Origin of the sequence: Streptomyces sp. cmx-4-9, assembly GCF_046548835.1 — a bacterium.
In the GTDB taxonomy this organism is placed as follows: Bacteria; Actinomycetota; Actinomycetes; order Streptomycetales; family Streptomycetaceae; genus Streptomyces.
This window is the reverse complement of the sequence record NZ_JAEBEE010000001.1, coordinates 1,180,426-1,193,258: the sequence shown is the minus strand read 5'-3', so window position 1 is coordinate 1,193,258 and position 12,833 is coordinate 1,180,426. Positions and strand designations below refer to the sequence as shown.

The window sequence follows — 12,833 nt, the reverse complement described above, 5'->3', positions numbered from 1 at the left end:
GAAAAACGGGCGATCGGGGTGAGGTGGGGGAGCGCAGTGCGGATGAGCTGCGGCGGCGGCCCGGCGCCGGCACGGCGGGCGGGCGCCCCGGCACCCGGCCCACCCTCGCGCCGGGCGGCACGGAAGATGTGCCAGAGTTGCCACGTCCCGGCGGTGAGCACGTACCGTACGGCGGAACAGGCGCGAGCGCCGGAACCGGGACATCGGGAAGGGGCAGCTGGGTTGACCACGCACGCACCGCACGCACTGCACGCTCCGGACGCGCCCCAGGGCCCCCCGGGGCCGCAGGCGGCGCAATCCGTGACGCTGCCGGCCTCACTGGACGAGGCCGTGGCGGCGCTCACCGCCATGCCTGCCGCCGTGCCCGTCGCGGGCGGCACCGACCTCATGGCCGCCGTCAACGCCGGGCTGCTGCGGCCCGCCGCCCTGGTGGGCCTCGGCCGGATCAACGAGATCCGCGGCTGGCAGTACCAGGACGGGCACGCCCTGCTCGGCGCGGGACTCACGCACGCGCGGATGGGACGGCCGGATTTCGCCGCCCTGATCCCCGCACTGGCGGCCGCCGCACGCGCGGCCGGGCCCCCGCAGATCCGCAACGCCGGAACCCTCGGCGGCAACATCGCCACCGCCGCGCCCACGGGTGACGCGCTGCCCGTGCTGGCCGCGCTGGAGGCCGTCCTCGTCATCGTCGGCCCGGGAGGCCGCCGGGAGGTCCCGGTGTCGCACCTGCTGGCCGGCCGCGAGATGCTGCGCCCCGGCGAGCTGATCGGCTTCGTGCGGGTGCCGCTGCTGCACGCCCCGCAGGTGTTCCTGAAGGCTACGGGGCGCACCGGGCCGGGGCGCGCCGTCGCATCCGTGGGGCTCGTGCTGGACCCGGCGCGCAGGGGGGTGCGCTGCGCGATCGGTGCGGTCGCCCCGATGCCGCTGCGGCCGCTGGAGGCCGAGCAGTGGGTGGCCTCGCTGATCGACTGGGACGGCGGGCGGACCCTGGCCCCCGAGGCGCTGGAGGCGTTCGGCGACTACGTCGCGGCGGCCTGCGTGCCCGACCAGGGCGAACCGGTGGCCCCGGGCGTACTGCATCTGCGGCGGACGGTGGCCGTACTGGCACGGAGGGCCCTGGGGAGGGCGCTGACCTCATGAGCGGGAACGAGAACGGGTACGTGAGCGGAGCGAATGGGGACCCGGGCCACACGGGTGCGCCGGGGTCCGACTGGGGCTGGGAGCCGGTGCCGCACGGCGGCGAGTACGACTCCGACGCCACGGCCTTCGTGAAGCTGCCCCAGGAGATGCTGGACGCGCTGGACACCGGGGAGCCGCTTGCGGCCCCGGGGCACGGCTACGTGCCGCCGCCGATGATCGTGCCGTTGGGCTCCGCCAGCGCGGACCCCTCCGCCACGGGCACCTGGACGATGCCGGTGCAGTGGCCCGAGGCGGGCCGGACCGGGCCCGCGCAGACGGCGCAGGCCCCGGCAGCCGGCCACGGCCCGGCGCCGGTCGGCGGCCCCATCCCGGCGTCGGTTCCCATCCCGGCCGCGGTGGCCGCGGCCTTCGCCCGGCAGGACCCGTCCGAGACCGCCCAGGCGCAAGGTCAGGCGCAGGGTCAGGCGCAGGGGCAGACCAGCGCGGACCCGGCCGGCGGGCCGGCTGCGGGCCACGAGCCGGGGGACACCGCCGAATGGCGCTTCCCCGAGGCCGCGCACGACGGCGGAGCCCCGCACGACGGCGGAGCGGCCGCGGCCGCCGCGACCGGGCAGTGGTCCGTGCAGGAACTCCCCGCCCGGCCCGACGAGTTCCCCCCGGCCGGCTACGCGGCCGACTGGAGCCAGGCCCCGGCCACGCTGCCCGGCGGGGCGGCGGCCCCCTGGGCGAACCACCCCGGCTTCGACGACTCCCGCGGCTACCCGCCCGCGCCCTACGACACGTACGGCGGCCCCGACGCCGGCCCCGGCCCGGGCGAGCTCCCGGGCACCGACGAGGCGGCCGCGGCCTCGGCCGCCGGGGCCGCCGCCTCCGCCCCGGCCGCGGGACGCCTGCTCGGCGGCCCCGGAGTCGGCGCCGACGCGGGCGCAGTCCGCCCGCGCGGGCCCCGCGTGCTCGGCGGCCCCGGCGTGGGCACCCCCCTCCCCGAGGGCGAGCCGGCGCACCCGGCCCCGCACGACATCGACGCCGCGCACGGCCCGGCGGGCGCACCGCCCGCCGGGGAACGGCCCCACCCCGGCTCCGCCGAACCCGACCCGGCCGGGCCGGCCGCCCCCGAGGGCCTCGACCTCTTCGGAGCTCCCCGGGCCGAGGGCGTGCCCGCCCCCCGGACCACCCTGCCCGGGGACACCGACGGGCTCGGCTTCGCCGCCTTCGGCCGCGCCCCGCAGCCGGCCCAGGACGCCTTCCCCGCCCCGCAGCCGGCCCCGGGGGACGGGCACGGCTCCGCCTGCGCCGGGCCGCTGGAGGCCGCGGCGGAACAGGGCCCGGCCGGCGGGCACGGACCCGACGCCCCCCCGCCCGAGGACACCGAGGCCGCGCCCGCCCCGGACGAGGGAGCCGCCGATCTCGCCGTGCCACCCCCGGGTGCGGGGACCGGCGAAGGGACCCCGGCCGGGGAGCCGGCGTACGAAGACACCGCGGACACCGGGGCCGTCGCCCACCACGAGCACCCGTCGGCCTCCTACGTCCTGCGCGTCAACGGCGCCGACCGCCCGGTCACCGCCGCCTGGATCGGCGAGTCCCTCCTGTACGTGCTGCGCGAGCGCCTGGGCCTGGCCGGCGCCAAGGACGGCTGCTCGCAGGGCGAGTGCGGCGCCTGCGCCGTACAGGTCGACGGCCGGCTGGTCGCCTCCTGCCTGGTCCCGGCGGCGACCGCGGCGGGCAGCGAGGTCCGCACCGTCGAAGGCCTGGCGACCGGTGGGGAACTCTCGGACGTGCAGCAGGCGTTGTGCCGGTCGGGTGCGGTCCAGTGCGGGTTCTGCGTGCCCGGCATGGCCATGACCATCCATGACCTGCTGGAGGGCAACCACGCCCCCAGCGAGCTGGAGACCCGGCAGGCGCTGTGCGGCAACCTCTGCCGCTGCTCCGGCTACGCAGGAGTCGTCGACGCCGTCCGCGAGGTCGTGGCCGAGCGGGAGGCGACCGCCTCCGGCGCGGCGGCCGGCGCAGCCGGCTCCGCGGCGGCCCAGGGCCCAGCGGAACCGCGCATCCCGCACCAGGCAGCGCCCGGCGAGGGCGGCATCCACCACGGAGGCACGGCGTGAGCGGGCAGGACGCGGCGACCGCGACGACGGCGCTGAACAGCACGACGGCCCTCGCGGCGCCGGCCGACGACGCCGCGCAGGAGCAGGCCCCGCGCGGCATCGGAGCCTCCGTCCCGGCCGCCGACACCCGCGCCAAGACCGAAGGCACCTTCCCCTACGCCGCCGACCTGTGGGCCGAGGGCCTGCTGTGGGCAGCCGTCCTGCGCTCCCCGCACGCGCACGCCCGGATCCTGTCCGTCGACACCACGGCCGCCGCCCGGATGCCGGGCGTCCGCGCCGTCGTCACCCACGCCGACGTCCCCGGCGCGACCACGCACGGCCGCCGGGTCGCCGACCGGCCGGTGTTCGCCCACGACGTCGTCCGCCACCACGGCGAGCCCATCGCCGCCGTCGCCGCCGACCACCCCGACACGGCCCGGCTCGCCGCCGCCGCCATCGCCGTCGAGTACGAGCTCCTCGACCCGGTCACCGACCCCGAGCAGTCCTTCGGCGCCCCCGCCCTGCACCCCGACGGCAACCTGATCCGGCACATCCCGCTGCGCTACGGCGACCCGGAGGCCACCGGCGAGGTCGTCGTCGAGGGCCTCTACCGGATCGGCCGCCAGGACCCCGCACCGATCGGGGCCGAGGCGGGGCTGGCCGTGCCGCGGCCCGACGGGGGCGTCGAGCTCTACACCGCCTCCACCGACCCGCACGGCGACCGTGACCTGGCGGCGGCCTGCTTCGGGCTGGAACCCGACCGCGTACGGGTCGTCGTCACCGGCGTCCCCGGCGCGACGGCCGACCGCGAGGACGCCGCCTTCCAGCTGCCGCTGGGCCTGCTGGCCCTGCGCACGGGCTGCCCCGTCAAACTCGTCGCGACCCGCGAGGAGTCCTTCCTCGGCCACACCCACCGCCATCCGACCCTGCTGCGCTACCGCCACCACGCGGACGCCGAGGGCCGCCTGGTCAAGGTCGAGGCGCAGATCCTGATGGACGCGGGCGCCTACGCCGACGCCTCCGCGGAGTCCCTGGCCGCGGCCGTGGCCTTCGCCTGCGGCCCGTACGTCGTCCCGCACGCCTTCGTCGAGGGCTGGGCGGTGCGCACCAACAACCCGCCGTCGGGCCACGTCCGCGGCGAAGGCGCGATGCAGGTGTGCGCCGCGTACGAGGGCCAGATGGACAAGCTCGCGGCGGCCCTCGGCCTCGACGGGGCGGAACTGCGCATGCGCAACGTCCTCGCGACGGGCGACCTCCTGCCGACCGGCCAGACGGTGACCTGCCCGGCGCCGGTGGCGGAACTCCTGCGGGCGGTCCGCGACGTCGAACTGCCCGCGCTGCCCAAGGACGCACCCGAGGACGAGTGGCTGCTCCCGGGCGGCCCGGAGGGCGCGGGCGAACCGGGCGCGGTGCGCCGCGGCGTCGGGTACGGGGTCGGCATGGTCCACATGCTCGGCGCCGAGGGCACCGACGAGGTGTCGACGGCGACCGTCAAGGTCGTGGACGGCACGGCCACGGTCATCTGCGCGGCGGTCGACACCGGCCAGGGCTTCGCGACGCTGGCCCGCCAGATCGTCCAGGAGGTGCTCGGCGTCGACGAGGTGGCGATGGCCCCCGTCGACACCGACCAGCCGCCCGCGGGCCCCTCGGCGCACGGCCGGCACACGTGGGTGTCGGGCGGGGCGGTGGAGCGCGCGGCGAAGATGGTCCGTACGCAGCTGCTCCAGCCGGTGGCCCACAAGCTGGGCATGTCCACCGAGCTGCTGCAGATCACGGACGGCCGGATCACCTCGTACGACGGGGCGTTCTCCACGACGGTCGCAGAGGCCCTGGAGGGCAAGGAGTTGTGGGCCACGGCCCAGTGCCGCCCCCACCCGACGGAGCCCCTGGACGCGGACGGCCAGGGTGACGCGTTCGTGGGCCTGGCCTTCTGTGCGATCCGCGCCGTGGTGGACGTGGACATCGAGCTGGGCTCGGTACGGGTGGTGGAGCTGGCGGTCGCGCAGGACGTCGGGCGGATCCTCAACCCGCGGCAGCTTGCCGCCCGCATCGAGGCGGGCGTCACCCAGGGCGTGGGCGCGGCCCTCACGGAGAACCTCCGTACGGTCTCCGGCCTGGTCCGCCACCCCGACCTGACCGGGTACGCCCTGCCGACATCGCTGGACGCCCCGGCCGTGCGCATCGTCAAACTGGTCGAGGAACGCGACGTGGTGGCCCCCTTCGGGGCCAAGGCGGCGAGCGCGGTCCCGGTGGTGACGACCCCGGCGGCGGTGGCCTCGGCGGTCCGCGCGGCGACGGGCCGCCCGGTGAACAGGCTCCCGATCCGCCCGTCGGCGGCGGTGGCCGCACCCAACTCGTGACCGTGTGAGTCCCATTGCAGCTGCAACCCCGGGGTTGGGGGCGCTGGTGCCGGTCGCTAGAGTGATCGGCGGGGCCGTTCCCGCGCGCGTGCGAACGGTCGCCGACGGGGACGGGGAGCGGCGGAGACGCCGCGCCCACGGGGAGACGGGAAGTCGGGGAGGCCATCGTGGCAGCTGACAACGGGCCGGGACTGCTGGGACAGAACCTCACGCCGGGGATCGCAGACGCGGTCCTGGCGCAGGCGGCGGCCCTGCGGGTCGAGTACGACTCGCTCAAGGACTACAAGGTCCTCGTGGACGACCTCCTCGTCTCGCTGGAGAAGTCCCCGGCGGACCACGGCAAACTGGCCGACGGCACCCTGCCGCAGTCCGCGCTCGGCACCGCGGACTTCACGCAGGCGGGCACCCTGCACAAGTCGTACAACACCGTCCACTCGGAGCTGCAGAAGCTGTCGAAGGGCCTGGCGGGGCAGATCGAGGCCCTGGGCATCGCCATCATGTCGGCGGGCAAGGGCTACGACGGGGTGGACGAGGAGACGAAGCGGCGGATGCTGGCCATCGCCAAGGAGGCGCGGGAACAGTACGTGCCGGAACGCGACCCTTACGCGAAGAAGCCGGATACCACGCCCAACGCGCCGAGCGTCAATGGTACGAAGAAGGGCGGCGTGGTCTGATGGCCGGCGATTTCGAGGGCTACACGCACGCGCAGCTGCACGCGATGATCGCCTCGATCGATCCGGCAGCGGTTCGGACGAGAGGCACACAGCTCACCGACGCTGCGGACGCGATCAGAAAGATCGGCGACAAGCTCAAGAAGCACAAGGTCACGGGCTGGGAAGGCGAGGCCGCCGAGGCCTTCCAGGAGTGGGTCAACAAGATGGGCAGCGCCACGCTGGTGCTGGCCGACTACAGCGCCGCGGGCGGCAAGCAGATGACCGAGGCCGCCCAGATCATGAGCGAGGTCAAGCCGGACGCCGACGGCAAGGGCGCCATGCCCCCGTACAGCGCGTCGCGTGAAGCCGCGCTCAAGTCCAACCTGGAGACGTCCCGGGAGTACCACAACGACCCGGACGCGGTACAACTCGGCCAGGAGGCGTGGCGCAAGCTGAACGGCGACCACGCCCGGGCGGTGGACGCGATGAACAAGCTGGCAGGTCGCTACGAGACGTCGTCCTCGGAGATGGACAAGGCGACGCTTCCTACGTTTCCGACGCTTCCGAAGGCTCTGGTTCCGGTGGGTGTAGACAGCGACAATGGGGTGGCCAGGCCGGGCGGCGGGTCCAGCGGAGCAGTAGACGGGCCCGCTTCCTCGGGTGTCGCGCCCGGTGGAGCCGGTGACGGGTACCGGGAACCGGGTTCTGCTCCCGGGCGCCTCCCGCAGGCGGACACGACTCCTCCACCGGCGACGAGTCATGTGCTGCCCCCCTTGTCCGGGGTGCCGGACCGCGAGGTGAACGTCGGCCTGGACCACGTCCAGACACTTCCGAACCCGACCCTGCCCCCGACGACGGGCCTCCCGGCCGGGCCGACACCCGTCGGCCCCGGCCCCGTTGGGCCCGTCGGCCCCATGCCGGGCCTGCCGGTCGTGGGGATGGCCAGGCCCGGTGGGGGCAGTCCCTTCGGTCCGTTCCCGACCCTGACGGGCCCCGGCAGCGCAAGCGGCAAGTTGGTCGGACCCCTGGGCTTGCCTCCTCGTGAAACCGGCATCACCGGGGGCCGGCCGGTGACCTCCACCGGCCCCGCCCAGGGCCTCCCGCGCGGCACGGTCATCGGGGCGGAAGGACAGCAGGGGCTCGGTCGCGGACTGGGCGGAGGCATGGGTCACGGAGTCGGGGGCGCACACGCTGGCCAGGCTGGTTCCCCCATGGGCCGTCGGCTGGCCACGGAGTCAGGCGGGGTCGTCGGCGGCCGCCAGACCGGGGCCGCGGCGGGTGGCCGTCCGGTGGCGGGCGGCCAGCACTTCACCCAGGGCGGCTCGGGCCTCGTCCGGAACGGCAGTGGTGGCGCGGGAGCGGGTGCCATGGGCCATGCAGGTGCGGGCACGCGTACGCCCGGCCAGCGTCGCGAGGATCAGGGGGGCGGGCGCGCCGACTACCTGGCCGAGGACGAAGAGACCTGGCAGAGCAACCGTCGCGTTGTTCCGCCCGTGATCGACTGAGCGGAACGGACATTGCACGGGATGCGCATGCGTAAAGCGACCTCGACCCTGGTGGGCTTGCTCTTGGTCGGGGTCGCCGCGACTCCGGCCCACGCGGACACCATCCGCTCGCAGCAGTGGCATCTCGACGCCATGAAGGCGGACGACATCTGGAAGATCAGCACTGGCAAGGGCGTCACCATCGCGTTGATCGACAGCGGAGTTAACCGCATCCCGGAACTTGAGGGGCAGGTTGTTCCTGGCGCAGTCTTTCCTGCTGGAGATGCACCCGGTGACACGGACAACGACTATGACGGTCACGGCACGACGATGGCGGCGATCATTGCCGGTACCGGTAGGCACCCCAGTGGTGACGGCGCATACGGGTTGGCGCCGGGAGCCAAGATCCTGCCGATCCGGGTGCCCAATATGCTGGAGGGAGCGAGCACCCCGTCGTGGGTTGCGGCCATCCGGTATGCAGCTGACTCCGATGCCAAAATCATCAATATCTCCATGGCTACTCAGAGCAAGCCTGAGGAAGACCGAGGTCGGGCCGAGGCGGTGAAGTACGCCCTGTCGAAGGGCAAGCTGATCTTTGCTGGAGCCGGCAACGACGGAGAGACGGTCAACGAACTCCTTTATCCCGCGGCGACCCCGGGTGTGGTGGGGGTCGGGGCGGTGGACGCTGACGGTGAGCCTACGAAGGAGTCGCAGCACGGTCCGCAGGTCGACATGTCCGCGCCCGGCACGAACATCGTTACGGCTTGTACAGCCAAAACGGGCCTCTGTAAAAACCATGGCACGAGTGACGCCACGGCCCTGACCTCCGCTGCGGCAGCCCTCCTCTGGTCCGCGCACCCCGACTGGACCAACAACCAGGTCCTGCGCGTGCTGTTGAACACCGCCGGGAAGCCCGTGGACGGCACCGAACGCAACGACTTCGTCGGTTACGGAGTCGTACGCCCTCGAATCGCCGTCCCCACCCCCGGGGACCCCGGCCCCGCGGACGTGTTCCCGTTGCCCGACCTCGCCGCCGCCGCGGCCGGCACGTCGCCCTCCTCGACGCCGAAGGCGTCGGACGCGCCCGAGTCCGGGCCTCGGGCCGAGGCGGCGAAGGAGAAGGAAGACGGCAGCGCGCTGCCCTGGATCGCCCTCGGGCTGGGGGCCTGCCTGCTGATCGGCGGAGCGGTCACCGCAGTCGTCGTACGGCGCAGGAACAGCTGACCGGCTCCCACCCGTCCGGTTCCACCTGACACCCGCAGGAGTGCACGCGATGTCGTTCGACGAGGAATGGTTGGCGGCGCGCGCCACGGCCGCCGCCCACGTGTCCATGAGGCTCAACCAGGTGACCGTCGAGCCCGGAAGCGGCGACAGCGGCGACCTCGACCTGAACCAGGACCACATCGGCGCGATCGGGACCGCGGCGCACACGCTGCACTCCCGGCTGCTGGCGGACGGCAAGCACGCTGCCACCACGACCTCCGAAGCCGCCGGGGCCCTCACCAAGGAGGGCTTCGCGACCGGCGCGGCCCTGCTGAAGGCACACACCGTTTGGGAGAGCCAGGTGAAGACCCTCGTGGCCGCCTGCGCGAACGTCTCCAACGGCCTGAACTACTCGCTCCGCTCGCACGCCAAGGATGAGCATCACCTCCAGGTGGATTTCGCCAGCGCGGCGATTGACCAGTACCTCCAGTAGAGCGGGCGCAACGGGAAGGCTTAACCGAACGTGCTGACGTACGACAACGTGATCAACGCACCGGTCGACAAGCTCCAGGAGGCCGCCACCGACTGGAAGGAGATGGCCGAGAAGCTGGACGAGCTGGCGGAGTCGGCCCGCAACGGCATGAAGGCGAAGGCGGACAAGGCCCAGTGGGCCGGGGTCACTGCCGGGGTGGGGCGGGAGTTCGTCGCCAAGACGGCCAAGGAGTTCGACGACGCGGCCGAGGCGGCCAAGGGGGTTCACCAGGGTCTGACCGAGGGCCTCGCCGTCTTCCGGTCGTCCAAGGAGCAGCTGAAGAAGATCGCCGCTGAGGAGGCCCCTGCGGCGGGATTCCAGGTCGACGCAGTCGGCCGGGTCACTGCGGTCCCGTTGGCCACCGAGGGCGAACGCAACGCCGCCCGCCACGACCCCGACTACCAGCGCTCCCTCCGGGAGAACCGCGGACTGTGGCAGCAGAAGATCGACGCGATCGTCGACCAGTGCGACGACACGGACCAGTCGCTGGCCCGCCTTCTGGCCGCCAACCTCACGGAGGTCCACAATTTCAGCCCGCCCACGTACGGCAGCCTCGACGTCGAACAGGCCGGTCGCGCTTCCGCGCTCGCAAAGAAGGGCCGCGACCTCAGCCACGAGGAGCTGGTAGAACTGAACGAGCTTCTCGCGGACAACCAGTCCGTGCCCGAGTTCTCGACGGCCTTCTACGGGGCGCTCGGCCCCAAGGGGGCACTGCAGTTCTACGGGCAGCTCTCCATCGACACGGGGGCCCGCGGCTACGACCAGGAGCGGCTGAAGGACATTCAGGACCTGCAGACGAACCTGGGACTCAACCTGGCGACCGCCACCGACCCCGACAACCCCCGGCATCTTCCGGACCGCTTCGCCCAGGACCTGCGGCGTCTGGGAACGGAGCGGATTCCGCTGTTACCCCACGACGGGAACCATCCGTTCGGTTACCAGCTTCTCGGCGGCATCATGAGGTACGGCAACTACGACGCACGGTTCCTCGTCCCCCTCGCGGATCACGTCATCCAAGTGCAGTCCAAGGACAAGCAGTTCTTCTTCCAGAACAAGCCGGTCAACGGCTGGACTCAGACCCAGTTCAATCCGTCCGGGGGCAGTGGAGCCGGGTTCGATCCCGTGAACAGCTTCCTCGAGGCCCTGGGGCACAGCCCGGAGGCCGCGACGGAGTTCTTCACACGCAGTGGCGACGAACTGCCCGCGTACAACCAGGACGGCACGGTCACGTCCGGGGTGCCGAAACTCGGCAAGGGCGTCACGAACTACCTGGACTACTTCGCCGACGAGAAGTACGCCTCCCTGCCCGACTCGAACGACATCAACGACAAGGGCGTGGAGAAGGCCCGGCAGTACATGCCCGATGCCTTGGGGCATGCGCTGGAAGCCGCAACACTCGGGCACGCCTGGGACGACCCGGCGCCGGTACTGCGCAAGACTGCCGACACCGCGCACATCATGGAAGCGGTGGTCGATGCGTACGGGGGCGATACCGGGCTCCTCAAGCGGCACGAGTCCCTTGCCGACAGTCTCGGCCGCATGACGGCCGGGTATATCGACGATGTCAATCGGGGTCTCACGGACAATGCCAGCGGCGGCGTTTTCGAGGCCTTGGACGAAGCCTCGAATCACGCGACTCTGAGCCGTGAAGACGCACGGGACCTGTTGAGCGCTTTGGGTCAGCACCCGGATTCCTGGGCGACCGTCACCGTCGCCGAACGCATCTATGGGGCGTCGGTGCTGGAGGCGCAGGGATTTCACGACGGTCGGGTGGACGAAGGTCGGGCCCGGTCCGTCATCGCCATCACTGCGGAAGCGCAGGGCATGCTCGACGAATCCCGTGCCGGCCAGCTCGGCGCCGAAGCGGAGAAGAAGCATGAGGAGTACGAGAAGGCCGTCGAAAAACGCAGCGGGTGGATCGAGTTCGGTACGTCTGCCGTTGTCGGCGGAGCAGTGGCACTCATCCCGGGCTCGGCCGTCGGTGTCGGAGTAGCGGCGCTTGTAGTGCCGACGGCCATCGATTGGGGAAGCGGCGCAGTGGAACAAGCTGCTTCGTCGGCGATCACGGAGTGGTCGGACAAGTCGGTGGAGAAGGAAAAGGACAAGGTCGACGACGCCACGCATGCGAGCACCAGGGCGATGTTCCAGGCCGGTGAACGCAGTGTGGAGACTCCGTTGAACCAGTTCATGGAGCGCCGCAGCGTGAGTGGGACGAGCGTGCTGGGAAGGGAGTTGATCGAGTCGATGAACATCGGCTACAGGAACGGCAACTCGCTTGCCGCCCAGCAAGGGCACGCCCCGGAGACGGGAGAAAAGCCGTGAAGCGCGGGCGGGCGGCCGTCGGCGTGGCACTGCTGGCGCTGTGTGCGGCAGCGTGTGCGGCGTATCCCGGCACCTCGGAGGAAGGTCCCGGTCAGGCGTTGCCGAGGATTGTCCCGGTGGCAGAGGTTTGTGGGGGGACCCTTTTCTCTCCGGCGGCCGGGCAAGCACTGGAGCGGCTGCTGGCGTCAACCGTGTTCGAAGCCGCCCGCCCTGAGCGGGATTCCGGCGCGGTGGAAGTCGCCAAGGCCATGGAGGTGGCGTACCGGGCAGGGGGAAAGGCCAGGAACATGCCGAATGGGGAGTGTGAGGTGAAGTCGTCCCGGGAGGGGGAGGACCTGGAGGCTCACATGGTGTTCATTGCCTCCAGAAAGCACGAGAGCGTCCCCGACGACATGCAAGGCGCAGCCCTTCGCACTGGCGTTGTAGGTCAGCCCAGGACGGCTGGGTACGAGATCGAGTTCGACTGCGTGAGTCCGCGGGCAGGCTCCACGCGGGATGTGCCTCTGAGGATCACAGCCCGATTCGAGGAGGATCGAAGCCGGGAGACCGAGGACCGGCAGAGCCTGACACAGGAGTACCGCGTGATCGCGCATGCGGCAGCCCTGACCGTCGCGCGGGAGTTGCGCTGCGCGGACGGCGGCGGTCTCCCGTCCCGACCGACCGCCCTCCCGAAGTCGGCACCCCCTGCTGGCGCGCAGCCGAGCGAGAGCCCCCGTAGGTGAGGCGCGGGCGAGGTGGCCGTCGGTTTGGCTCTGACTGACGTTGGGTGCGACGGGGTGTCCGGCGTCTCCCGGCGCCTCCGGGGTCGTCGGAGTCGGAGGCGGGCACTCGTACTCCGGGGCTGCATTCCTCCGGTCAGGTCCGCGCCGGAATGTTCCCGGGGGTTCGTGGCCGGCGGCCGCACGACGCGCGGCGCACGGTGGCCACGATGCTTCTCATCCTCAGCGTCCGAGCGGACCGTGACGGGCCTCATGGGGCGGTCTATGACGGCTACGGCCGCGCGCTGTCAGCACATATTCGACGCGGCGCGGACCGACGTGGCGCAGCAGGTCGAC

At 72.5% G+C, this 12,833-nt stretch carries 9 protein-coding genes; all 9 read left to right on the top strand.

Annotated features, from left to right (window positions below; translation table 11 throughout):
* Window positions 1–126: 126 nt before the first annotated feature.
* Window positions 127–1,140: an FAD binding domain-containing protein gene (locus tag ACLJTM_RS05575; protein ID WP_411102182.1), complete on the top strand. Its 1,014-nt coding sequence runs from the start codon at window positions 127–129 to the stop codon at window positions 1,138–1,140.
* Entirely contained in the window at window positions 1,137–3,245 is a 2,109-nt protein-coding gene (locus ACLJTM_RS05570; protein WP_411102181.1) for a 2Fe-2S iron-sulfur cluster-binding protein, read from the top strand. The genes ACLJTM_RS05575 and ACLJTM_RS05570 overlap by 4 nt, the downstream gene beginning before the upstream one ends.
* A complete protein-coding gene (locus tag ACLJTM_RS05565; RefSeq protein WP_411102180.1) occupies window positions 3,242–5,584 on the top strand; it encodes a xanthine dehydrogenase family protein molybdopterin-binding subunit in 2,343 nt (780 codons plus the stop codon). The genes ACLJTM_RS05570 and ACLJTM_RS05565 overlap by 4 nt, the downstream gene beginning before the upstream one ends.
* Window positions 5,585–5,751: 167 nt before the next feature.
* Complete coding sequence (locus ACLJTM_RS05560; RefSeq protein ID WP_411102179.1) at window positions 5,752–6,258, top strand: hypothetical protein; 507 nt, start codon at window positions 5,752–5,754, stop codon at window positions 6,256–6,258.
* Window positions 6,258–7,742: a WXG100 family type VII secretion target gene (locus ACLJTM_RS05555; protein WP_411102178.1), complete on the top strand. Its 1,485-nt coding sequence runs from the start codon at window positions 6,258–6,260 to the stop codon at window positions 7,740–7,742. The genes ACLJTM_RS05560 and ACLJTM_RS05555 overlap by 1 nt, the downstream gene beginning before the upstream one ends.
* 21 nt (window positions 7,743–7,763) lie before the next feature.
* Window positions 7,764–8,945, top strand: a complete 1,182-nt coding sequence (gene mycP, locus ACLJTM_RS05550; RefSeq protein ID WP_411102177.1) for a type VII secretion-associated serine protease mycosin — start codon at window positions 7,764–7,766, stop codon at window positions 8,943–8,945.
* Window positions 8,946–8,994: 49 nt separating this feature from the next.
* Entirely contained in the window at window positions 8,995–9,417 is a 423-nt protein-coding gene (locus ACLJTM_RS05545) for a hypothetical protein (RefSeq protein ID WP_411102176.1), read from the top strand.
* A gap of 30 nt (window positions 9,418–9,447) precedes the next feature.
* Complete coding sequence (locus tag ACLJTM_RS05540; RefSeq protein WP_411102175.1) at window positions 9,448–11,778, top strand: hypothetical protein; 2,331 nt, start codon at window positions 9,448–9,450, stop codon at window positions 11,776–11,778.
* Window positions 11,775–12,500 (top strand): hypothetical protein, encoded by a 726-nt coding sequence (locus ACLJTM_RS05535; protein WP_411102174.1) that lies wholly within the window; start codon window positions 11,775–11,777, stop codon window positions 12,498–12,500. The genes ACLJTM_RS05540 and ACLJTM_RS05535 overlap by 4 nt, the downstream gene beginning before the upstream one ends.
* The last annotated feature ends 333 nt before the right edge of the window (window positions 12,501–12,833 follow it).